This window comes from Pseudomonas sp. ESBL9 (assembly GCF_036668715.1).
Taxonomy (GTDB): domain Bacteria; phylum Pseudomonadota; class Gammaproteobacteria; order Pseudomonadales; family Pseudomonadaceae; genus Aquipseudomonas; species Aquipseudomonas lundensis.
In genome coordinates, this window is sequence record NZ_JAZEVV010000004.1 from 122,543 (window position 1) to 144,031 (window position 21,489).

Genomic DNA, 21,489 nt, shown 5'->3' on the forward strand with positions numbered 1-21,489 from the left:
CCAGCACTTGAAATAGCGTGCCAGCATCCAACCCAACAGGAGTTGAAGCCATGACCACAGTCACGAATGCGCAGGAAGCCGTCGGTGTCGCGGCATCGGAGTCAGTCAACGCGGCGTATCAAAAAACCTTTGCTGTCGGCGGAGCCATCATTGATAACGCCACAAAAAAAATCATCGCAGCCATGCATAACAACGTATTGATGCCCTACCCGCCAGCCTCTGGCACAACCCGGTTTCTACCCCACGACCCTACCGCCCATGGCGAACGGCAATTGGTGGACTGGTATTACGAAAACGCCGCCGCACTCAAACTGCCACCTGCACAGCAGCTCACGATCGTTACAACGCTCGACCCGTGCGCCATGTGCGCAGGTTCTTTACTCACCGCGGGATTCAATGTTGCCGTCAGCGCAATCGATACCTATGCGGGCATTAATTACAACAGCGCATTTGATTTCCCCACTCTGCCCCTCCACATACGCGAACAAGCGCAAAAAAGCTGGGCTTATTACGCTGTCGCACCACCCTTCAGCCGTGCTTTTACAGGCAGCACTACGCCAGTCTTTGCCGGGCAGACGATTGATTCGTTGTTGTATTGCCTGACGTCATCCATTTTTGAAGCCAGCGTGAACACCGTCAGAGAGTCCAGCAATAACAGCGGCATCGAGCCGGCACACTTGAAAAACCCCGCCGACCTCCCTGCCAACAGCCCCGTACGACAAGCGCTAACAGCATTGAGCGACCAAGCACTCACAACGGTCTCACCCAGCCCGCGCAACCCTGGCGCCGAGCTGAGCGCCCCATTGATTGCAGCTGCACAACAGGCCCAGCTCAACGGCGGCGCCTTCAACGCGGTTGCGCTGCTTGATCCATTTGGTAATTTGCTGACCTGCTTGGGCGGGAGTGAAAAACAATCCCCCATCCGCACGGCATTTATGGAGACCACGCGCGGTTACGCCGTTCTGCGCTGGAAACTCATGAATGACCCGTCACCGGAAGTGCGCGCCGAAGCCGAGCAATATCTGACGCACCCCAAATACGGAACATTCGTCTTTCTTTACGCCCCAGATCCCGCAACACCACAGGCCGTAATGACACTGGGGGCGTACGGATCAACGATGGAAGGCCCCGTACCGCAGAGCTACCCCTCGAACTTTCAATACGTACTGTTGCCCGCCTCAACCACCGCACAGGCCGTTTCGGAACTGGCGCAAACGCTGCCGCCTTTTTATACCCAAAGCGTGCAAGTGGCGCCCGCCCAAGTGCTCAGCGAAGCGTTGATTGCCAGCGCCCAGCAAGGCGGATGCAAGCACTAGCTAAATTCGCCCGTCAAGCGCCAACGGGACGACGCTACTGGATGGCGTCGACCCGTTGCAGGTATGTCCATTCCAGGCAAATTAAAGACACAAAAAAGCCGGTAGACCCTAAGGTACTGACCGGCTGTTTTGGTGTCGCGATATGGTGGGTCGTGTGGGATTCGAACCTACGACCAATTGGTTAAAAGCCAACTGCTCTACCAACTGAGCTAACGACCCGCTTCGTTGTGGGACGTATAATACTGATTTTTAACGAGAATTCAACACCCGATTAAAAATAAATATGAAATAAATTAAAAATAACGGGTTGGGTCTTTGATTCCGGCGGCTGCAAAGCCATCTGCACGCAAGCGACAGCTGTCGCACTTACCGCATGCACGACCCTGGTCATCGGCCTGATAGCACGAAACAGTCAGCGAATAGTCGACGCCTAACTGTATGCCCGCCTGAACAATCTGGGCCTTGCTCAAGTTTTGCAAAGGTGCCTTGATGCTGAAAGGCTTACCTTCGACACCCGCCTTGGTGGCAAGGTTGGCCATGACTTCAAAAGCCTCGACAAACTCGGGACGGCAATCCGGATAGCCGGAATAGTCCACAGCGTTCACGCCGATAAAAATATCTTGGGCGTCCAGTACCTCGGCCCAGCCCAATGCCAACGACAGGAACACCGTATTGCGCGCAGGGACATAGGTGACGGGAATGCCCTCACTTGGCGCCTCAGGCACGTCAATTGAGCTGTCGGTCAGCGCCGACCCTCCGATGCCGTCCAGGTTCAGGCCAATGACCTTGTGGTCAATGACGCCCAGATCACGGGCAACACGCGCTGCGGCATCAAGTTCCGCACGATGGCGCTGGCCATAATCAAAGCTCATCGTGTAGCAGCTGTAGCCCTCGGCGCGGGCCATGGCGACAACGGTCGCCGAATCCAGGCCACCCGACAACAGAATGACCGCTCTTTTCTCTGTTACAACCGATTGTTCCGACATTTCAGCGCCCCGGCTCATCATTCCATAAGTATTTGTGCAACTGCATTTGCAAACGCACAGGCAAGTTGTCCGCTACGATCCAGTCGGCCAGGTCACGGGCCGACAAATCATGGTGGCTTGGCGAAAACAGCACCTCGCCCGCTCGCCGCTCCAATCCATACTCGATCAACTTCGAAACAGCCCAGTCGTAGTCATCACGCGAACAGATAACAAACTTGACCTGATCATTGGATGTCAGCAACGCGATATTTTCGTAGAGGTTACGATGGGATTCTTTAGAGCCAGGGGTTTTCAAATCAAGCACGCGACTGACGCGTGGATCAACTGCCGAAATATCCAGCGCACCACTGGTCTCGATGGAGACTTCATACCCGGCATCGCAGAGCTGCGTCAGCAAAGGAATTGCATTGGGCTGCGCCAGCGGCTCCCCCCCTGTAACACAGACGTAACGCGGACGATAACTTGCCACCTGCTCAAGTATGTCCTCAAGAGGTCTCACAGTGCCGCCACTGAATGCGTAAGCGCTGTCGCAATAACCACAGCGCAATGGGCAACCGGTAAGGCGAACAAAAACGGTAGGCAAGCCAGCCGTTCGCGTTTCACCCTGCAACGAGTAAAAAACTTCGGTAATTCTCAATGTGTCTTGCATATCCGCCACGGGCGTAACAGCTAAACAGGCTGTCCGCCTCCGTCAGGCACTCCAAAGAATCTGCCAACGCAGTACTCAGAAGAGCGTATTTCATAAAAGGGCGTGGATTCTAACGAAAAAACCCGCGACAGGCGCGGGTTTCTCGATGAAAGCGTTTGAGAGCTTACATGCGCTGCAAATCGCGCTGCGCCAATTGCGCTGCCGATGTGCCCGGATATTGAGACACCACTTGCTGCAGGATGCCTTTAACCTTATCGGCATGGCCAAGACGGCGCTCTACATCAGCCAACTTGTACAAAGAGTCAGGCACCTTCCCATGCTTGGGATAAAGCTGGCTGACTTTGGCAAATGCCTGGCCTGCAGCCTGCAAATCCCCTTTCGCCAAATTTACCTCACCCAGCCAGTACTGCGCGTTACCGGCGTACTGACTGTTAGGGTATTTGCGCAAAAAGGCAGTGAATGCCTGACTGGCCTTGTCGAAATCTTTGGCCTTGATCAAGTCGAAAGCAGCATCGTAATAGAGCTTTTCTTTCGCAGGATCACCTGGCTCGGAACTGGCAGCGGCCTGAGGTGCAGGCACGGCCGTATTACTGGCGGCGGTATTGCTGCCACCCGATGACGAATTATCAGGCGTGGCAGCAGGAGCAATGCCAGCACCAATACGCCGATCAAGATCCTGGTATCGCTCCAGGCTTTCTTGCTTCATGCGCGAAATATCATTTTGCAGAACTTCAATCACACCCTGTTGGCGTGCAATCTGTTCCTGCATTTGTTGCAACTGGTTGAACAGCTCGCCCTGTGCCGAGACAGGGGCCGAAACCCCTCCCCCGGCATAGGCGCCGCTCGCACCGTAACCCGTTGACGGATAACTCCCCCCGCTATTGTTATAGCCAGAGTTGTCATCGACCACAGGAACCGCAGCCCAGGCCGCAAGCGGCATGAGGCTGAGAGTCAGAATAGTTACAGCGCGGCGGCACGTTCGCATGACGAATTACTTACGCAGTTCGACGCGACGGTTCTGAGCCCACGACTGCTCGTCGTTGCCAGTAGCGATCGGACGCTCTTTACCGTAGGACACCAGCTCCAGCTGTGCTGGAGAAACACCTTGCAGTACCAGGTAGCGTTGAACGGCTTTCGCACGACGCTCGCCCAGCGCCATGTTGTACTCACGAGTACCACGGGCGTCAGTGTTACCTTCCAGAACAACGCGAGCGCCGTTAGCTTTCAGGTCTTTTGCGTGAACGTCCAGAGCGCGCATAGCTTCTGGTTTCAGGTCCGAACTGTCGTATTCGAAGTAGAAAACAGTGATAGCGCGCAGAGCAGCTTCTTCGCTCAGGGAGCCATCAACAGCGCCTGTGTTTGCGCCGTAACCAGCGTTTGGATCAACAGCAGCGCCTTCACCGGCATTGTCGCCGCCTTTGGACGAGCAACCTACAGCTACAGCCATGGCCAGTGCCAGCGCAGCAAATTTACCAAACTTCAGCATTTCCATCGTAAAACTCCTAATGAACCCCAAGTGTTAAGTGCAACGTAAAGCTATCACCACGTCAGTTCAGGTAAGGGGACCAGGAAGGTTCTCTGACTTCGCCTTGAGCGGTAGGAAGAGGGAGCCTTACGCGTCCATTAATGGACACGAGCATCAAGACTCCCCGGCCCTGCTGGCGGGTGGCGTAGATTACCATGGTGCCGTTGGGCGCAACAGTAGCTGACTCATCAAGGTTGGTATCTGTGAGTATTTTTACGCTTCCACGCTGCAAATCTTGCGCTGCGACACGGAAGTTCGTGAAACCGTCCTGACGATGAATCATTACCAGGGTCTTTTCGTCTGCCGAAAGCTTCGGACTGGCGTTGTAGTTCCCGATAAATGTCACGCGTTCTGCATTACCGCTACCGACTGTGGTTTTGTAGATTTGTGGTTTACCGCCACGGTCAGAGGTGAAGTAGATCGTAGACCCATCTTTACCCCAGAACGGTTCGGTATCGATAGCCGGGCTGTTGGTCACGCGCGTCAACTGACGAGAAGCCAGGTTCATCACGTAAATTTCAGCGTTGCCATCTTTGGACAACACAAATGCCAGCTTCGAACCGTCCGGTGACCACGCAGGAGCACCGTTGAGGCCTTCGAAGTTGGTGATTTGCTCGCGACGGCCGGTATCAATGTTCTGCATAAAGATACGCGGACGTTTTTGTTCGAACGATACATAAGCAATGCGCTTGCCATCTGGCGCAAAACGCGGCGACAGAATCGGTTCACGCGATTGCAGCAGTGTGACTGCACGAGCACCGTCGTAATCCGAGCGCTGCAAGGTGTAGCGCGTGTTGTTGGCACTTGCGCGCTCAGCCGTCACGTACAACAGACGGGTTGAGAATGCACCTTTAATACCGGTCAGCTTTTCAAACGACTGATCGGAGATGTAATGCGCCATGTCTCGCAGTTGCTCAGCAGTACCGGAAACACTGCCGGTCAGAACCGGTTGCTCGGTGGCCACGTTGAACAGGGCATATTGCACCTGCAAACGACCGCCCGCCGGAACAATATTACCGACCATAACGTACTGGGCACCCAGCGCTTTCCAGTCACGGAAAATGACTTCACTCGCCTGGGTCGGCAAGCTGATCATGTTCTGCTTTGGAATCGGCGCGTAGTAACCCGAGTTGCGCAGGTCATTACCAATGATCTCCGCCATGTCGTCCGGCAGAACGGAACCACCTTGCCAGCCGAATGGAACCACGGCAATCGGTGTGGCCCGGTCGCTACCGCTGGTGACCAGAATGTTCTTTTCTTGCGCCATTGCCATCCCTGCAAAGCAGCAGACGACGACTAGCAGTCCTCGAAAAAAGTTAATCACAAGGCTAGATCCTCAGGTGTGAATGTCATCTTGAATGATCGATAAGGATTGAATTCGCTGGGCTTCAAACCCTGCATCTCCGTTAAACGGCCAATATTCTTGACCGCCGCCACAGCCGAACTGTCAAAAGGTCCGTCACCGCTAGACCTGGCAACCGTAACCGAAGTTACCGTGCCATCCGGCAACATGCCGATTTGCAGCACCACTGTCATGTTCTTGCGAGCCGAAGGAGGACGAGCCCACCCTTCTGCTGCCCGGGCACGAATCAGGTCATCAAAACTACCGGCGACCTCATCGCCCTGCTCCTCTGCCAAGGCTTGTTGACGTTGGGGCGTGTCAGAAAGCAAATCTGCCAAGGCCTGGGCCTTTTTCTCTTCGGTCGATTTACGCGCTGCTTCTACTGCCTTCTTCTTGGCAGCATCGGCAGACGCTTTTTTCTTCGCGTCTTCGGCGGCTTTCTTTTTCGCCTCCTCCGCTACGGCCTTTTTCTTGGCATCTTCAGCCGCTTTCTTCTTCGCATCTTCGACAATCTTTTTCTTGGCTTCTTCGGCGGCCTTTTTCTTCGCCTCTTCTTCAGCGGCTTTTTTGGCCTCTTCCTCAGATTTCTTTTTGGCTATGTCAGCCAATTTCTTCTCTTCAGCCTTTTTAGCTTCGGTGGCTTTTTTAGCATCATCAGCCTTCTTGGCTTCGTCTGCTTTTTTAGCTTCTTCGGCCTTTTTGGCTTCGCTGGCCTTGGCTTCGTCAGCCTTCTTGGCCTCTGCGGCTTTCTCGGCAGCCTCTTCTTTCTTTTGCTCTGCCGCTTTCACGGCTTCCTGCTCAACCTTTTTTTGCTCCATCTGCTCAACTTCGGTCTGACGTGCGGCAGATTTCTTTGCCTCACCCGCAATCTTTTGATTGGTTTGGGTCGTCGCCTGACTTTTTGACTTCAGTTGATACAAGGTTGCTTGAACAATCGGCTTGGAGGGTGGCAATTCCGGCGTCATGGCAAAACTGGCGAAGAGCATGCCAAAAATCAGGACGTGCAGCCCCACCGCCCAAACTGTAGGCCAAAAATAATTTTCAGAGGCGGACGGCTCCCGCTGTTCGCGCATCAGGGAGCCTCGGTGATCAAGCCAACGTTACCGACGCCGGCTTTCTGCAAGCCGCCCATGGCACCCATTACCGCGCCGTAATCCACCGACTTGTCACCGCGAATAAAGACCTGGGTGTGCTTGCCACCCTCATTGCCGGCACGAATGATTTTGGTCACGGCATCGGTCATCTGCGGCAAGGTCATGGCCTTGTCCATCTGTTTTTCAGTGTCGACTTCGCTGCCAAGGTTCCAGAAGTAGGTCTTGTCAGCCTTGATCGAAATAGTCAGAACCTGAGTGTTGTTGTCTTGCGGCAAAGCCTCGCTGGAGACTTTGGGCAAATCCACTTTCACACCCTGGTTGAGCATGGGCGCCGTCACCATGAAAATGACCAGCAGTACCAACATCACGTCGATGTAAGGTACTACGTTCATCTCGGCGACCGGCTTGCGCTTCTTGCGAGCTCGAGCGATTAAAGCCATTGGAAAATACCTGCTTATTCTTCGCTGGTGTGCACTTTGCGGTGCAGGATCGCCTGGAATTCATCGGCGAAGGTGTAGTAGCGACCGATCAGGGTTTCGCTACGCGCAGCAAAGCGGTTGTAAGCGATAACAGCCGGGATTGCAGCGAACAGACCGATTGCGGTAGCCACCAGTGCTTCAGCGATACCGGGTGCTACGGTTGCCAGCGTGGCCTGCTGCGCAGTCGCCAGCCCGCGAAAGGAGTTCATGATGCCCCATACCGTACCGAACAGACCGATGTACGGGCTAACGGAACCGACCGTTGCAAGGAACGGCAGGCTTTGCTCCAGCTTTTCTTCTTCACGGGAAATGGCCACGCGCATGGCACGGGCCACGCCCTCCATGACAGCCTCAGGATCGACGCCAGGCTGCTGACGCAGGCGGGAAAACTCCTTGAAACCTGCACGAAAGATCTGTTCAACGCCCGAATCCGGGTCTGGGTTACTGCCCGCCTGACGATACAACTTGGACAGATCGATACCCGACCAGAAGCGCTCTTCAAAGCTTTCCAGGGCACGTCGACCGGCACGCAGCATGGTGCTGCGCTGAAAAATCATGACCCACGAGGTAACCGATGCGGCCAGCAGGGTCAACATTACCAATTGCACAACAATGCTGGCATTGCTGACCAAGCTCCACATGGAGGAATGGTCGACGACGTTAGCTTCCACGCTTTATCTCCTGCTCTAAATGTTTACCCGCGCCGCTCACGTCGGCAAAGGCCGTACGTAAAGCTTCGGGAATGGCCCGGGGTTTGAAACTATCGGCGCGCACACAGGCCACCAAAAACTGCCCTTCACAGAGCAACGTTGAGTCCGCAGCCCGCCAGACCTGCTGTTTGAAACGCAAGCTGGCACGGTTGAGTTCTATTACTTGCGCAGTTACCAACAGTTCGTCGTCCAGTCGCGCCGGTGCGTGATAACGCGCCTCGCTGGAATGCACGACAAATAACAGGTTCTCGCCTACCAGCTCGGACTGGGCAAACCCCAGCTCCCGCAGCCTTTCGGTTCGAGCCCGCTCCATAAACTTTAGATAATTTACGTAATACACGACGCCACCCGCATCGGTGTCTTCGTAATAAACGCGACAGCGATGTGCGAACGGCTCAAGCCTGTTTTGCGCGCGCATACTCTAGTGCTTACTCCTCAGGTTGCCAATCCGCCAGACCACTGTTTTTCACTCTTCTTAGACTTTAAGACCCAGGATTTTCAGCGCCAGCCCTTGTGACATCAAAAACGGCAAAAAAATCGACTCATTACGGCTTAATTAATCATCCAGCGCGTTCGAGAATTCATTAGCGCCCGGCATTTCGCCCAAACGCGACGGAATATTCAGACCGAAGTGCAAATACGCATGCCGGGTCACGACCCGCCCTCGCGGCGTACGCATGATATAGCCCTGCTGAATCAAATACGGCTCCAGCACATCCTCGATGGTATGGCGCTCTTCACTGATCGCCGCTGCAAGACTGTCGACACCAACCGGCCCACCATCGAACTTCTCGATCATGGTTAACAGCAATCGCCGGTCCTGATGATCAAAACCGTGCTCATCCACATCCAGTAAGTTGAGTGCCAGATCCGCCACTGATTTGGTGATGTGCCCCTTGGCCCGCACTTCGGCAAAGTCACGCACCCGACGCAGTAATCGATTGGCGATACGCGGTGTACCGCGGGCACGCCGTGCAATTTCGTACGCACCTTCAGGATCCAGCGGCAAACCGAAAATTCCCGCGGAACGACTGACGATCGTCGCCAGATCGTCCGTGCCGTAAAACTCAAGTCGCTGAACGATACCGAAGCGGTCGCGCAATGGGTTGGTCAGCATCCCGGCACGGGTTGTGGCCCCAACCAGCGTAAACGGCGGCAAGTCCAGCTTGATCGAACGGGCTGCAGGCCCCTCACCGATCATGATGTCCAGCTGAAAATCTTCCATGGCCGGGTACAAGACTTCCTCGACAATGGGCGACAGACGATGGATCTCGTCAATGAACAGCACATCATGGGGCTCCAGATTGGTCAGCAAGGCTGCCAGATCTCCCGGCCGCTCAAGTACCGGGCCCGACGTACTTTTGATGGAAACCCCCATTTCCTGCGCGATGATGTTCGCCAAGGTGGTTTTACCCAAGCCCGGCGGACCGAAAATCAACGTGTGGTCCAACGACTCTGCGCGCCCCCGCGCTGCCTGTATGAACAACTCCATCTGCTCACGCACTGCCGGCTGGCCAATATAGTCGGCCAGACTCAATGGTCGGATCGCACGATCCTGAACATCTTCGCGGTCACGTCCGCTGGAAGCGGTTATCAAACGATCAGCTTCAATCACTTAAATCATTCCCTTCAGGGCCCGGCGAATCATGTCTTCACTGCTCAACGTTTTGTCCTTGATGGCTGACACGGCTTTACTCGCCTCTTGAGGCTTATAGCCCAAAGAAATCAAAGCGCTGACCGCATCGCTTTCAGCGCTGGCGACTTGCACCGGCGCATCCGGCTGATTGGGCACCAGCGCAAACATGCTCGGCACCTGCTCCCAGGCCTTGAACCGATCCTTCAACTCGACCAGCAGGCGCTCGGCGGTTTTCTTGCCAACCCCCGGCACCTTGGTCAGCGCCGACGTGTCCTGTGCCTGCACGCAACGCACCAGCTCATCGACTTCCAGACTGGACATCAATGCCAGCGCCAATTTCGGACCCACACCATTGAGCCGAATCAACTCACGAAAAAAATCGCGCTCTCGCTTGCCACTGAAACCATAGAGCAACTGCGCATCTTCGCGAACCACCAGATGGGTATGCAGGGTCAAGGGCTCACCGATTGAAGGCAGACGATAGAGCGTAGTCATCGGGACCTCGACTTCATAACCCAGGCCATTCACATCCAGAATCAGGTGAGGGGGCTGTTTTTCAGCGAGAGTACCGCGCAAGCGTCCAATCACGTTTCAGATCCTTTTTCAGGCCAGATCAATGGCTAACTAATGAGACCGGGGCGCTGCACGATTGCACAGGCAATCATTCGCAGCGCTCACACACGGCATACATGCCTTAAAGACGCAGACGACCGCCCCGACTGCGCGCTGCGCCCAACCCGTGCGGCAGCAGACTGGAGCGCGTGTGCGCGTGGCACAACGCAATTGCCAGGGCATCGGAAGCATCGATTTGCGGCTTTGTGGTCAGCTTGAGCAAATGCATGACCATCATCATGACCTGCTCTTTATTCGCGCCCCCCGTGCCTGCAACGGCCTGCTTGATTTGAGTCGCCGTGTACTCGGCTATCTCCAGACTCTCTTCACCGCCAGCCACGATCGCCGCGCCGCGGGCCTGACCCAGCTTTAATGCAGAGTCCGCATTACGCCCCATAAACACTTTTTCAATGCCCATCGTAACTGGGCCGTACATCTGGATCACTTCGCGCACGCCGCGATAAACGATCTGCAGCCGCTCATGCATTTCGCCATTGCCTGTACGAATACACCCCGAAGCCACGTACACACAGCCACGACCGGTATCCTGCACCACGCCATAGCCGGTAATTCGCGAACCGGGATCGATACCTAGAATAAGAGTCATAACGCCTGCAGCTTTAGAAGTGATGCCCTCGGGCATGAACCCGGACAGCTTAAAGGCAGAAGCCGGAGGTGCACAGCCTGCGATCATCGCAGCGTTGCACCTCCGGCTTCCAGGATTACAGCGAGGTATCAGGCAAGCTGTTCCAGCACAGCCTCGGGAATCTCGGCGTTGGAGTAAACGTTTTGCACGTCATCCAGATCCTCAAGCATGTCGATCAGCTTGAGGATCTTTTCAGCCCCCTCCAGATCCAGCTCGGCACTCGTGGTGGGTAACATCACGATTTCGGCATCAGCCGGCTTAAAACCTGCAGCCTCCAATGCGTTGCGAACCGCGTAGAAGCTCGAGAACGATGTAAACACATCGATCGACCCGTCTTCATTGGTCACAACGTCATCCGCATCAGCCTCCATCGCCGCTTCAATCAACGCATCTTCATCAACGTCAGCGGTATACGAAATCTGGCCTTTACGCTCGAACAAGTAGGCCACAGAGCCATCGGTACCCAGATTGCCGCCGCACTTGCTGAAAGCATGACGCACAGCCGCTGCAGTCCGGTTGCGGTTGTCGGTCATGCACTCAACCATCACCGCCACGCCACCGGGACCGTAACCTTCGTAACTCAGCTCCACCATGTCATCGGTATCAGCCGCACCGGCACCGCGGGCAACCGCACGATCAATGACATCGCGACTCATGTTTGCACCGAGCGCCTTGTCCAGCGCCAGACGCAACCGTGGGTTGGACGCCGGATCACCGCCACCCTGACGCGCCGCGACGGTCAGCTCACGAATCCACTTGGTGAAAATCTTGCCTTTTTTGGCATCCTGACGCTCTTTGCGGTGCTTGATGTTCGCCCACTTAGAATGACCTGCCATAACCTACTCCGAATCCTTGTCTGTGAAACCTTGCCAATTGGCACCAAAGTGCCAGTCAGCAATAATATTTCCGGCCCAACATTTCCGGCCCAACGAGAAAGGCGCATCCGGGGATGCGCCTTCGCTGTTCCGTCTTACTCAGCCTTAGGCTGTTCACGCAAACGAATATGCAGCTCTCGCAGCGCCTTCGCATCCACCATGCCAGGGGCCTGAGTCATGACGCAGGCAGCACTCTGGGTTTTCGGGAACGCAATGACTTCACGAATCGACTGAGCGCCGGTCATCAGCATGACAAGACGATCCAGGCCGAACGCCAGACCACCGTGCGGCGGCGCACCGTACTTCAGTGCGTCCAGCAGGAAGCCGAACTTCTCTTCCTGTTCCGCTTCGTCGATACCCAACAGGCGGAAGACCGCTTGCTGCATTTCTTTACGGTGGATACGGATCGAACCGCCACCCAGCTCAGTACCGTTCAACACCATGTCGTAAGCACGGGACAGCGCAGTTGCAGGGTTGGCTTCCAGCTCTTCAGGCGAACACTTGGGTGCTGTGAACGGGTGATGCAAGGCGCTGAAGCTACCGTCTTCGTTCTCTTCGAACATCGGGAAGTCAACGACCCACATCGGGGCCCACTCGCAGGTCAGGAGGTTCAGATCGTTACCCACCTTGATACGCAGCGCACCCAGTGCCTCGCTCACGATCTTGGCTTTGTCGGCGCCAAAGAACACGATGTCGCCATCCACGGCACCTACGCGATCAAGGATGACATTGAGGTTCGCTTCCGGAATGTTTTTAACGATCGGCGACTGCAGACCCTCAACACCCTTGGCGCGCTCGTTGACCTTGATGTAGGCCAGACCACGAGCACCATAAATGCCCACGAATTTGGTGTAATCATCGATCTTGCTGCGCGGCATGCTCGCCCCGCCCGGAACGCGCAACGCTGCAACGCGGCTTTTAGGGTCGTTGGCCGGGCCACTGAAGACCTTGAATTCAACATCCTTGAGTTGATCGGCAACATCTACCAGCTCAAGCGGGTTGCGCAAATCTGGCTTGTCGGAGCCATAACGGCGCATGGCCTCTTCAAACGTCATGTGCGGGAATTCGCCGAATTCCAGATCCAGCACTTCCTTGAACAGGGTGCGAATCATGCCTTCGGTCAAGCCCATGATGTCTTTTTCATCAAGGAAGCTGGTCTCGATGTCAATCTGAGTGAACTCAGGCTGACGATCAGCACGCAAGTCTTCGTCGCGGAAGCACTTGGCGATCTGGTAGTAGCGATCAAAACCGGCAACCATCAGCAGCTGCTTGAACAGCTGTGGCGATTGAGGCAAGGCAAAGAAGCTGCCTGCATGAGTACGGCTCGGCACCAAATAGTCACGCGCACCTTCTGGCGTGGCACGGGTCAGAATCGGTGTTTCGACATCCAGGAAACCGTTTTCATCGAGATAACGACGAATGCTGGTGGTCATGCGCGAACGCAGGCGCAGCTTCTCGAGCATTTCCGGACGACGCAGGTCAATAAAGCGATAACGCAGACGGGTTTCCTCGCCTACGTCAGAAAATTCGTTCAGCGGGAACGGCGGGGTCTCTGCTTCGTTCAGCACCTCCAGCTCGTAGCCCAGCACTTCGATCATGCCAGACGCCATGTTGGCGTTACCGGCACCTGCCGGACGCAGACGGACTTTACCGGTCACCTTTACGACGTACTCGCTACGCACGCGATCTGCGGCAGCGAAGGTTTCAGCACGGTCCGGATCGAAAACCACTTGGGCCAGACCGTCACGATCACGGATATCGAGGAAAATAACCCCACCGTGGTCACGGCGACGGTGTACCCATCCGCAAAGGGTAATTTCCTGGCCTTCCAGGCTTTCGTTCAGTTGGCCGCAATAATGGCTGCGCATCATGGTCGTGTTTTCACTTCTCGTAATTCAAAATTCGGTGGAGGCCTTGCGCACCCTTACTACTGGTGAGTGATGCGCAAGACCCCGCTCATATTCAGACTGTTTTCGCTCAATCTCAGTCGGATTTGTCGCCGCTTGCCAGATTCTTTTTCGAGCCTGTCTTGAAATCTGTTTCATACCAGCCCGTGCCACTCAGGCGAAAGCCCGGCATGGACAGCAGTTTCTTCAATTCAGGCGCCTGGCAGGCAGGACAATCGATCAGTGGTGAGTCACTGATTTTTTGAATGGCTTCCAACTGATGACCGCAGGAAGCACATTGATAATCGTACATGGGCATTGGCGTATCTCGACTATCTGTTAGCGGCGCCCCCTTCAGAGGGCCACAAAGCGCGAGATTATATCTGGTAAATCGAGCCTTTGCAGCCGCGCGAGCGGCCATATCAAGCTAAAGGCACCATAAAGATTGAGCGATTACAAGTCTCTGAACACCGGCACTCGATTTGCCAATGGGTGACTTACCCCCAAAAGAACTGCTTTTGTGGCGCTTCAGTCGTTCCGCGCACCGCATTGGAGAGGTGCATGACGCACACAACACGAATCAGCCCACTGAAGTTTTTTACCCCGCCGTGCCGCAGGTGGACCTCTCTGTCGACGTAAGACAACAAAGCATTTATTGAGCAATCATTATTGCGCGCTATCTCGGATAACACCTCCCAATACACCTCCTCCAGACGAAGACATGTTGCAAACCCGTTTAATCTGACCGATCGCGATAACGGTCGAGCCAAAGACATCCCAAAATCAAGAATGGCAGGATCAATTTTGACCCGTTGAACGACTCTGCCACCCGCCCCTTCATGCCTGATTAATCGCCCCATATTTAGAGCACTCCATCGCAACACCATTTAAGTTAATTAATATTTCCTGAAACACCCTTACATAAAACATTATGTAAAATTTCTAATCCAGCGGATCTCACCCGCAAATACGTAGGAGCTCTCCCGCTGCGCCGATTGAATTCTTGAACGCTCAACCTCAAGCCCTCAAGCACAAGCCCCGTAGACGGCCCATCATTCAAATTCAGCCAATCAGGTCACCGAGCTATCATATCCTTTGAGTAACACGATGGATTTCACACCAACTTTTCCCCTAGCGTATATACGCGACACTGCTAACCACGCACGCCCGACACACATAACAACGCATAGTCCATGCGATTAAATAAATATATATAGGCTTTATTCAAATACCGCCAAACTTCAAAGCGAGACAAAATTCATCGATTACAAAAAAAACTGCAGCACCATCCTGTCCTGGAAATATATCCACAACGCTACAACATCAAATCACGCAGCTGTCGAGATATAGCCAAAGCAAGAAAAAGACGCGTCCTACGCACTCCTCGGAAACACCTTTATTTACCGTTCAGGACCCATAATTTGAGAAGCACCCCGCTTTACTGTTAAATAGGCAGCGTGTCGCTTCCACCAAGGCTTGGTGAAGGTGCATAGGCTGATAAACGTACGTGTCCAACGCCTCCCTTTTTTTTCCAGAAGCGAACCGTACCCACTCAGCTCTTCCTTGCGATCCATCTTAATGTGAGTCAATCGAAATGTTGAAAATCGTCCATTTGGTGACGGGAACAGCGGCCTTGCTGCTGTCCTTCGTACCCAGCCTACAGTCCGAAGCGGTCCCTTACCTGCAACACGCCGATGCCCTTTACCTGGCATTTCTCGGCTTACTCAACCTCACACTGGCACCTGTCATTCCATTCTGGAATAAAGGAGCACGCCACCAACTGCAAAACCTTGTCAGCGCCTTGCTTGTCCTTTCGGTGGTTCTGCAAACACTCACCCTGTTTGGCCTTCTGCGGCCGATCGGCGATCAGCCTGCCGTCCTGCTCAGCCTTGTACCGGCTGTACTGGCCGTGCTTTTGCATCTGGCAGTGAGTTTTTACAAATCCTCACCTTCGTCAGCTTCGCAAAACTACGATATGACCAACCGCGATACAGGGACCGTGAAGTGGTTTAACACCTCTAAAGGCTTCGGTTTTATTTCCCGCGACTCCGGTGATGATATTTTCGTGCACTTTCGTGCCATTCGCGGCGAAGGCCACCGCGTTCTGGTAGAAGGTCAGCGCGTCGAGTTTTCGGTCATGAACCGCGACAAAGGCTTGCAAGCTGAAGACGTCATTGCAGCATTGCCACGCCGCTGATTTCCCGCGCCAAATAAAAACCGCGAACAGCTTGGCTGATCGCGGTTTTTTTTATTCTCTGCCAGCAGAATCAGTAATGAGGCGGAGGCGCCTCATCCTCAAAAGATTCGAACTGCCCACCCATTTCTTCCTGACGTTTGAGCAATGCGGCGATCTGCATTTGCAACCGATCAACCGCATTTTGTTGAGCCACCAGCACGTCATTCAATGCCTGGATGGTGTCATCCTGAAAAGCCAAACGGGTTTCAAGATCCGTCACACGAGCTTCAAGCGTCACAACGCGCCCTCCGAAATAGTTAACACGTCACCCATGATCGCTTTGAGCTTGTCACGCAAGTTCAGTACCGCATCACGCGTGTAGGGCTTGGCCGGATGCTTGCCCCAAACCGGACCAGGCCAGGCAGGATCCGTGGTGTAACGGGCGATCACATGCATGTGCATCTGCTTGACCACATTGCCCAACGTGGCCACATTCATTTTGTCCGCACACAACAGTTCCTTCAGTACACGCGCCAATGCAGTGGTTTCACGCCACATCAATTGCTGGTCATCGTCATCCAATTGAAACAACTCACTTATACCCTCGCGACGCGGTACCAAAATGAACCAGGGGTAATTTGAGTCGTTGGACAGCAAAAGGCTGCACAAAGGGAGCTCCCCTATCAGCCACGTATCCTGTTTGAGACGAGAATCCAAAGCGAACACTGAATGTTCTCCTGTACGACGGGGAATTTTACCAGTGACCAGACGCATCAACCGCCAGCCAGCGCAGTGCAGGATACCTGTGATTCAGGCTTGCATCACGTCACACGGCTAGAGCGATTACACAAAGCCGCACCAAAACGAAACAGCTGACTGGTTTTGGTGCACACAAATGTCACCGCCACCAAGGTTAGGTGTGAACCGGTAACATCTTGGTCGCCCCAACGCCCGGAAATTTTGCAATCGGGTAACACACGTTGCGCCAAGCCTGATCCAAAGCGCGCAGCCTCCTCGCTCAAGGCCGCACCAATACCCGCAATCCCCGATTTATGATTTTTTTCTAAATTTTTCAAGCTTTGAGCATGCTTGTTGCATAGAGCCTATCTATATCGAGGGCACGCCCTTGGGAAGGGAACGGCCCTCGATTAACAAACCTAGATCAGAATCTGGGAAGTGGCGCTTCTAACCCGTGGTTTCACGACAGAACGCACCGCCCCATAGAGTAAAAGCAGTTTCGAGAACATGTACAAACACTCATGACCGCCGCACATTTACGACTTCAAAAACGTGTTTTGCGACACAGCTGTAAAGAAGCTGAAAGCTTATGAGGGTAAGTATCGCCAATAGGGCCGGCGTGATATAAGTTTGCGCCGACACAAAAAGAAAGAGCCGCCCAGATAAAAATTCAGGTGGGACGGCAGTACTCTTCCGAAAACCAAAGGAGCAAATCACGATGCGCGTGATGAAGTGGAGCATGATCGCACTGGCTGTATCAGCCGGGACTACGCAGTTCGCAATGGCATCGTCTCAGGACGAAGCCAAGGGTTTCATTGAAGACAGCACCCTGACGTCCAAAACCCGCATGTTGTACATGAACCGTGACTACCGAAATGGCGCTGGCAACATCGCTAAAGAGGGTGGCGGATTCAAAAGCGGTTATCGCGAAGACTGGGGCCTGAGCGAACTGCTCAACTACGAGTCCGGCTTCACTCAAGGCACCGTGGGCGTAGGTGTCGATGCTTTTGCAATGGGCACCGTACGCCTGGATGGCGGTGCAGGTCGCCAGGGCAACGGCCTGTTCGCCACGCGAGGCAATGGCGATCCTGAAGACACTCAATCGAAGATGGGTGGCGCAGTCAAATTCCGCATCTCCGACACCGTTCTCAAATACGGCAACCAGTTTGTCGCCAGCCCGGTCTTCTCTACCGATGACAGCCGCTTGCTGCCTGAAGTCGCGACCGGCACCTTGCTCACCAGCAAAGAAATCAAAGGGCTTGAACTGAGCGCAGGTCGCTTCACCAGCCTGAGCTCCCAGACCGGCATGGGTCGCGACAGCATCAACGGCCCGGGCGAGCCCGGCCTGACCGCAGCCAACATCGCCGGCGCGACCTACCAGTTCACCGATAACTTCGTCGGTGGCGTAGCCGCATCGGACGTTGACGATTACTTCAAGAAGCAATACGTCAACCTGAACTACACCCTGCCGATCGCTGAGTCCCAGGCCCTGAACTTCGACTTCAACGGCTACCGCACCTCTAGCCAGGGCAAAGAGCTGGCGGGCGACGTCGACAACAAAATCTGGAGCTTGGCAGCTGCCTACAGCCTGGGCGCACACAAATTCACCCTGGCCTACCAGCGCTCCACCGGTGACAGCGGCTACTACTACGGCGTAGACGGCGGCGGCTCTATCTTCCTCGCCAACTCCGTGCAGTACTCCGACTTTAACGGCAAGGACGAACGCTCCTGGCAGGGTCGTTACGACCTGAACATGGCCAGCTACGGCGTACCCGGCCTGAGCTTCATGGCCCGTTATGTCAACGGTGACAACATCTCCACCTCCGAAGGCGAAGGCAAAGAGCACGAATTCAACTTCGAGAGCAAATACGTGATGCAAGAAGGCCCGGCCAAAGACTTGTCTTTCCGTCTGCGTAGCTCGGTTTACCGCACCACCAGCAACTACGGCGTTGATACCAACGACGTTCGCGTGATCGTTGAGTACCCGCTGAACATCTTGTAATTAAGTGCGTTAACGCCTTAACCGCATCGTGTTCAAACAAAGCCATGCCCTTCAAAGAGGGCATGGCTTTTTAATGTCCGGACTTAGCCATATAGCAAGCTAACTAACTTCTTTAGTGCTTGTCGATACCGTCCCGACCACTAAAGGCACCCGCCAAAAACAATTAAAGAGGCTCTCGCCCCTTCAATTGTTCAATCACACAGACATCCAGGCCGGGATATTCGCAAGCAATTATTCTGCTGCCGACTCTTGCACCACGCGGATCACGCGCTGCGGGAACGGAATATCAATATTGGCTGCTTTTAGTCGATCACGGGACTGTTCGTTGAACATGAACAGCACGTCCCAATAGTTCGGCGTATCAACCCACACGCGTAACGACATGGTGATAGCACTGTCACCCAACGTGGTCACCACGACTACCGGAGCAGGATCTTTGAGTACGCGCGGGTCATCCGCCAACGCCAGCAACACCTCGCGCACCTTCTGCAGATCGGCCTCGTAATCAACGCCCACATCAAACACCACCTTACGCGTCGGTTGGCGGTTGTAGTTGGTGATGATGCCGTTGGATAAATTGCCATTGGGCACGATGACCGTCTTGTTATCGCCTGTGCGCAGCACGGTATGGAAAATCTGAATGCTGTCGACGGTACCGCTCACGCCCTGCGCTTCAATCCAGTCACCGATCTTGAACGGACGGAACAACAGAATCAGCACCCCGCCGGCAAAGTTCGCCAGGCTGCCTTGCAACGCCAAACCGATTGCCAGACCCGCCGCACCGATCGCCGCCACAAATGAGGTGGTCTGAATGCCGATCATTGAGGCGACACTCACCACCAGCAGCACTTTGAGAATGATGTTGGCCAAACTGCTGATAAAGCCTTGCAGGGCCAGATCAGCCTTGCGCAGCGCCAGCAGATTACCCAGCTTGGCGGTCAGGCGGTTGATCAACCACCAGCCCACAGCCAGTGTAATCAGGGCCAGCAGCACGCGGCTGCCGTACTCCATGATCATCGGAATCCAGGCTTGCGAAGCCTTGATCAAGTGATCCACTTCAGCGTTCAAGTCCATTTATCTCTCCTTGTACCGATACCCGGCGACGTCATTTATTCAGTGAAACGACTGAACCCGACAGGCTCAATCGTTTCTGCAGTGCCCGAAAAAATCGGACGCCGATGATCGCCAGAGGTTCCCCCATGGCCAATGATCATTGATCAATCGCGGAAATTATTGAACTGCAAAGGCAGGTCGAACGTCTTGGCGCGCAGGGCTGCGATGGCTTCTTGCAGGTCGTCGCGTTTTTTACCCGTAATACGCACTTGCTCACCCTGAATGGCGGCCTGAACCTTGAGCTTGGCCTCTTTGACGTGGGCGACGATTTTCTTCGCCATCTCTTTGTCGATACCTTCCTTGAGCACCGCTTCCTGCTTCATCAGCTTGCCCGATGCATAAGCGTCCTTGACCTCAAGGCACTGCACATCGATCTTGCGCTTGACCAGAGCCAGCTTGAGAATTTCGATCATTGCTTCCAGTTGAAAATCAGCTTCGGCAGTCAGGTTGACCGTCAGGTCCTTTTCCTTGAACTCAAAAGAGCCCTTGCCCTTCAAGTCGTAACGGCGGTCCAGTTCCTTGACAGCGTTCTCGACTGCGTTGGTGACTTCGTGCTTGTCCAGTTCGGATACCACGTCGAACGACGGCATGTGTTTTCTCCAATAATAAAGGGCGCGCTCAACACTGATGGAGCACGCCTGACCTGACAGTTAAAATGCGCGGGCATTATAGCGGTTCTTCGACTTCATTCACGGGCGAGCATTCATGTCTGTACCTACCTTCTGCGGCACCTCGCGACAGCCTTCTGCGCCCTGGCACATTTTGGGGGCAGGCAGCATGGGGTCGTTATGGGCCACCCGCCTGGCACGGGCCGGGTATGACGTACGGCTGATATTGCGCGATCAAGCACGATTACAGGCTTACCACGCCGCGCAAGGTTTGACCCTCGTAGAGGGAAGCAACGCCATTTTGCTGCCCATTGCTGCGCAAACGCCTGACGCTGCAGACCCCATCACTCGCGTGCTGGTGGCGTGCAAAGCCTATGACGCTGAACATGCCGTCGCCCAAATCGCACACCGCTTAAGCCCTGAGGCGCACCTGATCCTGCTGCAAAACGGACTGGGCAGCCAGCAGGCCGTGGCCGCGCAAGTTCCACACGCGCGCTGCGTGTTTGCCTCCAGCACCGAGGGGGCGTTTCGTGATGGCGACTGGCGTGTGGTTTTTGCCGGGCAAGGCCACAACTGGCTGGGCGATCCTGAGCAGGGCGACGCACCCGCCTGGCTTGACGATTTACAGCACAGCGGCATCCGTCACGAATGGAGCCCGACTATCATGAGCCGGTTGTGGCGCAAGCTGGCGCTCAACTGCGCAATCAACCCGTTGACCGTGCTGCATCAATGCACAAATGGAGGACTGAAGGCCCATACGCAAACAGTGGATGCGCTGTGCATCGAACTCAGCGCCCTGCTGGTAGGCTGCGCGCAGCCAGAGGCCGCTGTAAACCTGAGCGATGAAGTGCACCGGGTGATTGATGCCACTGCCCAGAATTATTCCTCGATGTATCAGGATGTAGCGCAGCGCAGGCGCACAGAGATCAGCTATTTGTCCGGTTATGCCTGCCAGGCAGCGCAACGCATTGGCCTGGACACACCTCACTTGCACGCCATCCATCAGCAATTGATAGCCCACCTGACGCACCTCGGTTTGCCCTCTCACTGAGCGCCGCGCTAACCTGCCCGCTCACCCACTCCATACGGCCCCGTC

The 21,489-nt window shown here is 54.8% G+C and carries 25 protein-coding genes and 1 tRNA gene; 4 read left to right on the forward strand and 22 right to left on the reverse strand.

The window, feature by feature from the left end; translation table 11 throughout:
• Positions 1 to 50: 50 nt before the first annotated feature.
• The gene (locus V6F78_RS12840; protein WP_169839276.1) at positions 51 to 1,316 is read left to right on the forward strand and encodes a deaminase; all 1,266 of its coding nucleotides are present in this window, start codon (positions 51 to 53) and stop codon (positions 1,314 to 1,316) included.
• Between the two features lie 143 nt (positions 1,317 to 1,459).
• On the opposite strand, the gene V6F78_RS12845 is transcribed toward V6F78_RS12840, so the two are convergent.
• From V6F78_RS12845 to V6F78_RS12925, 17 genes are all read right to left on the reverse strand, one after another.
• Positions 1,460 to 1,535 (reverse strand) — tRNA-Lys (locus V6F78_RS12845).
• Between the two features lie 74 nt (positions 1,536 to 1,609).
• On the reverse strand, positions 1,610 to 2,302 hold the full coding sequence (gene queC, locus V6F78_RS12850) for a 7-cyano-7-deazaguanine synthase QueC (RefSeq protein WP_169839277.1): 693 nt from the start codon (positions 2,300 to 2,302) through the stop codon (positions 1,610 to 1,612).
• Position 2,303: 1 nt separating this feature from the next.
• The gene (gene queE, locus V6F78_RS12855; RefSeq protein ID WP_047276706.1) at positions 2,304 to 2,951 is read right to left on the reverse strand and encodes a 7-carboxy-7-deazaguanine synthase QueE; all 648 of its coding nucleotides are present in this window, start codon (positions 2,949 to 2,951) and stop codon (positions 2,304 to 2,306) included.
• A 163-nt stretch (positions 2,952 to 3,114) separates the two neighbouring features.
• Positions 3,115 to 3,936, reverse strand: a complete 822-nt coding sequence (gene ybgF, locus V6F78_RS12860) for a tol-pal system protein YbgF (RefSeq protein ID WP_332727437.1) — start codon at positions 3,934 to 3,936, stop codon at positions 3,115 to 3,117.
• A gap of 6 nt (positions 3,937 to 3,942) precedes the next feature.
• Positions 3,943 to 4,443 carry a peptidoglycan-associated lipoprotein Pal gene (gene pal / locus V6F78_RS12865; RefSeq protein WP_003441254.1) on the reverse strand — a complete coding sequence of 167 codons (501 nt, stop codon included), beginning with the start codon at positions 4,441 to 4,443 and terminating at the stop codon, positions 3,943 to 3,945.
• Positions 4,444 to 4,498: 55 nt separating this feature from the next.
• Complete coding sequence (gene tolB, locus V6F78_RS12870; protein ID WP_222933227.1) at positions 4,499 to 5,749, reverse strand: Tol-Pal system beta propeller repeat protein TolB; 1,251 nt, start codon at positions 5,747 to 5,749, stop codon at positions 4,499 to 4,501.
• A 47-nt stretch (positions 5,750 to 5,796) separates the two neighbouring features.
• The gene (gene tolA, locus V6F78_RS12875; protein WP_047295335.1) at positions 5,797 to 6,891 is read right to left on the reverse strand and encodes a cell envelope integrity protein TolA; all 1,095 of its coding nucleotides are present in this window, start codon (positions 6,889 to 6,891) and stop codon (positions 5,797 to 5,799) included.
• Entirely contained in the window at positions 6,891 to 7,343 is a 453-nt protein-coding gene (gene tolR, locus V6F78_RS12880; RefSeq protein ID WP_162199712.1) for a protein TolR, read from the reverse strand. The genes tolA and tolR overlap by 1 nt, the downstream gene beginning before the upstream one ends.
• Positions 7,344 to 7,366: 23 nt before the next feature.
• Entirely contained in the window at positions 7,367 to 8,062 is a 696-nt protein-coding gene (tolQ, locus tag V6F78_RS12885; RefSeq protein WP_047277996.1) for a protein TolQ, read from the reverse strand.
• The gene (gene ybgC / locus V6F78_RS12890) at positions 8,052 to 8,519 is read right to left on the reverse strand and encodes a tol-pal system-associated acyl-CoA thioesterase (protein ID WP_047277999.1); all 468 of its coding nucleotides are present in this window, start codon (positions 8,517 to 8,519) and stop codon (positions 8,052 to 8,054) included. The genes tolQ and ybgC overlap by 11 nt, the downstream gene beginning before the upstream one ends.
• Positions 8,520 to 8,657: 138 nt before the next feature.
• Positions 8,658 to 9,716 carry a Holliday junction branch migration DNA helicase RuvB gene (gene ruvB / locus V6F78_RS12895; protein ID WP_047276721.1) on the reverse strand — a complete coding sequence of 353 codons (1,059 nt, stop codon included), beginning with the start codon at positions 9,714 to 9,716 and terminating at the stop codon, positions 8,658 to 8,660.
• On the reverse strand, positions 9,717 to 10,325 hold the full coding sequence (gene ruvA, locus V6F78_RS12900; RefSeq protein WP_047276723.1) for a Holliday junction branch migration protein RuvA: 609 nt from the start codon (positions 10,323 to 10,325) through the stop codon (positions 9,717 to 9,719).
• Positions 10,326 to 10,431: 106 nt separating this feature from the next.
• Positions 10,432 to 10,956, reverse strand: a complete 525-nt coding sequence (gene ruvC, locus V6F78_RS12905; protein ID WP_332727442.1) for a crossover junction endodeoxyribonuclease RuvC — start codon at positions 10,954 to 10,956, stop codon at positions 10,432 to 10,434.
• A 128-nt stretch (positions 10,957 to 11,084) separates the two neighbouring features.
• Positions 11,085 to 11,831: a YebC/PmpR family DNA-binding transcriptional regulator gene (locus tag V6F78_RS12910; RefSeq protein WP_047276727.1), complete on the reverse strand. Its 747-nt coding sequence runs from the start codon at positions 11,829 to 11,831 to the stop codon at positions 11,085 to 11,087.
• A 134-nt stretch (positions 11,832 to 11,965) separates the two neighbouring features.
• Positions 11,966 to 13,741, reverse strand: coding sequence for an aspartate--tRNA ligase (gene aspS, locus V6F78_RS12915; RefSeq protein ID WP_047276729.1), 1,776 nt, complete (start codon positions 13,739 to 13,741; stop codon positions 11,966 to 11,968).
• A 112-nt stretch (positions 13,742 to 13,853) separates the two neighbouring features.
• The gene (locus V6F78_RS12920) at positions 13,854 to 14,075 is read right to left on the reverse strand and encodes an FmdB family zinc ribbon protein (protein ID WP_047278004.1); all 222 of its coding nucleotides are present in this window, start codon (positions 14,073 to 14,075) and stop codon (positions 13,854 to 13,856) included.
• 178 nt (positions 14,076 to 14,253) lie between these two features.
• On the reverse strand, positions 14,254 to 14,616 hold the full coding sequence (locus V6F78_RS12925; RefSeq protein ID WP_047278006.1) for a ribbon-helix-helix domain-containing protein: 363 nt from the start codon (positions 14,614 to 14,616) through the stop codon (positions 14,254 to 14,256).
• 734 nt (positions 14,617 to 15,350) lie between these two features.
• Between V6F78_RS12925 and V6F78_RS12930 the strand changes: the two genes are divergently transcribed.
• Positions 15,351 to 15,953 (forward strand): cold-shock protein, encoded by a 603-nt coding sequence (locus V6F78_RS12930; protein ID WP_047295340.1) that lies wholly within the window; start codon positions 15,351 to 15,353, stop codon positions 15,951 to 15,953.
• Positions 15,954 to 16,023: 70 nt separating this feature from the next.
• On the opposite strand, the gene V6F78_RS12935 is transcribed toward V6F78_RS12930, so the two are convergent.
• From V6F78_RS12935 to V6F78_RS12945, 3 genes are all read right to left on the reverse strand, one after another.
• The gene (locus tag V6F78_RS12935) at positions 16,024 to 16,230 is read right to left on the reverse strand and encodes a SlyX family protein (RefSeq protein ID WP_047278009.1); all 207 of its coding nucleotides are present in this window, start codon (positions 16,228 to 16,230) and stop codon (positions 16,024 to 16,026) included.
• Positions 16,227 to 16,658, reverse strand: coding sequence for an HIT family protein (locus tag V6F78_RS12940; protein WP_047295342.1), 432 nt, complete (start codon positions 16,656 to 16,658; stop codon positions 16,227 to 16,229). The genes V6F78_RS12935 and V6F78_RS12940 overlap by 4 nt, the downstream gene beginning before the upstream one ends.
• A 95-nt stretch (positions 16,659 to 16,753) precedes the next feature.
• Positions 16,754 to 17,008 (reverse strand): hypothetical protein, encoded by a 255-nt coding sequence (locus V6F78_RS12945; RefSeq protein WP_143517913.1) that lies wholly within the window; start codon positions 17,006 to 17,008, stop codon positions 16,754 to 16,756.
• Positions 17,009 to 17,388: 380 nt separating this feature from the next.
• Here V6F78_RS12945 and V6F78_RS12950 point away from each other — a divergent pair, with 380 nt between their 5' ends.
• Positions 17,389 to 18,672 carry an OprD family porin gene (locus V6F78_RS12950; protein ID WP_047278013.1) on the forward strand — a complete coding sequence of 428 codons (1,284 nt, stop codon included), beginning with the start codon at positions 17,389 to 17,391 and terminating at the stop codon, positions 18,670 to 18,672.
• 231 nt (positions 18,673 to 18,903) lie between these two features.
• Here V6F78_RS12950 and V6F78_RS12955 read toward each other — a convergent pair whose 3' ends face one another.
• On the reverse strand, positions 18,904 to 19,746 hold the full coding sequence (locus V6F78_RS12955) for a mechanosensitive ion channel family protein (RefSeq protein WP_047278015.1): 843 nt from the start codon (positions 19,744 to 19,746) through the stop codon (positions 18,904 to 18,906).
• A 143-nt stretch (positions 19,747 to 19,889) separates the two neighbouring features.
• Positions 19,890 to 20,375 (reverse strand): YajQ family cyclic di-GMP-binding protein, encoded by a 486-nt coding sequence (locus tag V6F78_RS12960; RefSeq protein ID WP_047276745.1) that lies wholly within the window; start codon positions 20,373 to 20,375, stop codon positions 19,890 to 19,892.
• Between the two features lie 115 nt (positions 20,376 to 20,490).
• Here V6F78_RS12960 and V6F78_RS12965 point away from each other — a divergent pair, with 115 nt between their 5' ends.
• Positions 20,491 to 21,444, forward strand: coding sequence for a putative 2-dehydropantoate 2-reductase (locus V6F78_RS12965; protein ID WP_169839279.1), 954 nt, complete (start codon positions 20,491 to 20,493; stop codon positions 21,442 to 21,444).
• Positions 21,445 to 21,489: the final 45 nt, after the last annotated feature.

Bases quoted from the DNA above. Each gene is read 5' to 3' on its own strand.
- V6F78_RS12955 (WP_047278015.1), bottom strand. From the start codon at position 19,746: ATGGACTTGAACGCTGAAGTGGATCACTTGATCAAGGCTTCGCAAGCC.
- V6F78_RS12930 (WP_047295340.1), top strand. From the start codon at position 15,351: ATGTTGAAAATCGTCCATTTGGTGACGGGAACAGCGGCCTTGCTGCTG.
- ruvC (WP_332727442.1), bottom strand. From the start codon at position 10,956: ATGACTCTTATTCTAGGTATCGATCCCGGTTCGCGAATTACCGGCTAT.
- V6F78_RS12910 (WP_047276727.1), bottom strand. From the start codon at position 11,831: ATGGCAGGTCATTCTAAGTGGGCGAACATCAAGCACCGCAAAGAGCGT.
- V6F78_RS12950 (WP_047278013.1), top strand. From the start codon at position 17,389: ATGCGCGTGATGAAGTGGAGCATGATCGCACTGGCTGTATCAGCCGGG.
- V6F78_RS12960 (WP_047276745.1), bottom strand. From the start codon at position 20,375: ATGCCGTCGTTCGACGTGGTATCCGAACTGGACAAGCACGAAGTCACC.
- V6F78_RS12925 (WP_047278006.1), bottom strand. From the start codon at position 14,616: ATGGGGCGATTAATCAGGCATGAAGGGGCGGGTGGCAGAGTCGTTCAA.
- V6F78_RS12840 (WP_169839276.1), top strand. From the start codon at position 51: ATGACCACAGTCACGAATGCGCAGGAAGCCGTCGGTGTCGCGGCATCG.
- V6F78_RS12920 (WP_047278004.1), bottom strand. From the start codon at position 14,075: ATGCCCATGTACGATTATCAATGTGCTTCCTGCGGTCATCAGTTGGAA.
- V6F78_RS12965 (WP_169839279.1), top strand. From the start codon at position 20,491: ATGTCTGTACCTACCTTCTGCGGCACCTCGCGACAGCCTTCTGCGCCC.
- tolB (WP_222933227.1), bottom strand. From the start codon at position 5,749: ATGGCAATGGCGCAAGAAAAGAACATTCTGGTCACCAGCGGTAGCGAC.
- ybgC (WP_047277999.1), bottom strand. From the start codon at position 8,519: ATGCGCGCGCAAAACAGGCTTGAGCCGTTCGCACATCGCTGTCGCGTT.
- ybgF (WP_332727437.1), bottom strand. From the start codon at position 3,936: ATGCGAACGTGCCGCCGCGCTGTAACTATTCTGACTCTCAGCCTCATG.
- tolA (WP_047295335.1), bottom strand. From the start codon at position 6,891: ATGCGCGAACAGCGGGAGCCGTCCGCCTCTGAAAATTATTTTTGGCCT.
- queE (WP_047276706.1), bottom strand. From the start codon at position 2,951: ATGCAAGACACATTGAGAATTACCGAAGTTTTTTACTCGTTGCAGGGT.
- queC (WP_169839277.1), bottom strand. From the start codon at position 2,302: ATGTCGGAACAATCGGTTGTAACAGAGAAAAGAGCGGTCATTCTGTTG.
- pal (WP_003441254.1), bottom strand. From the start codon at position 4,443: ATGGAAATGCTGAAGTTTGGTAAATTTGCTGCGCTGGCACTGGCCATG.
- aspS (WP_047276729.1), bottom strand. From the start codon at position 13,741: ATGATGCGCAGCCATTATTGCGGCCAACTGAACGAAAGCCTGGAAGGC.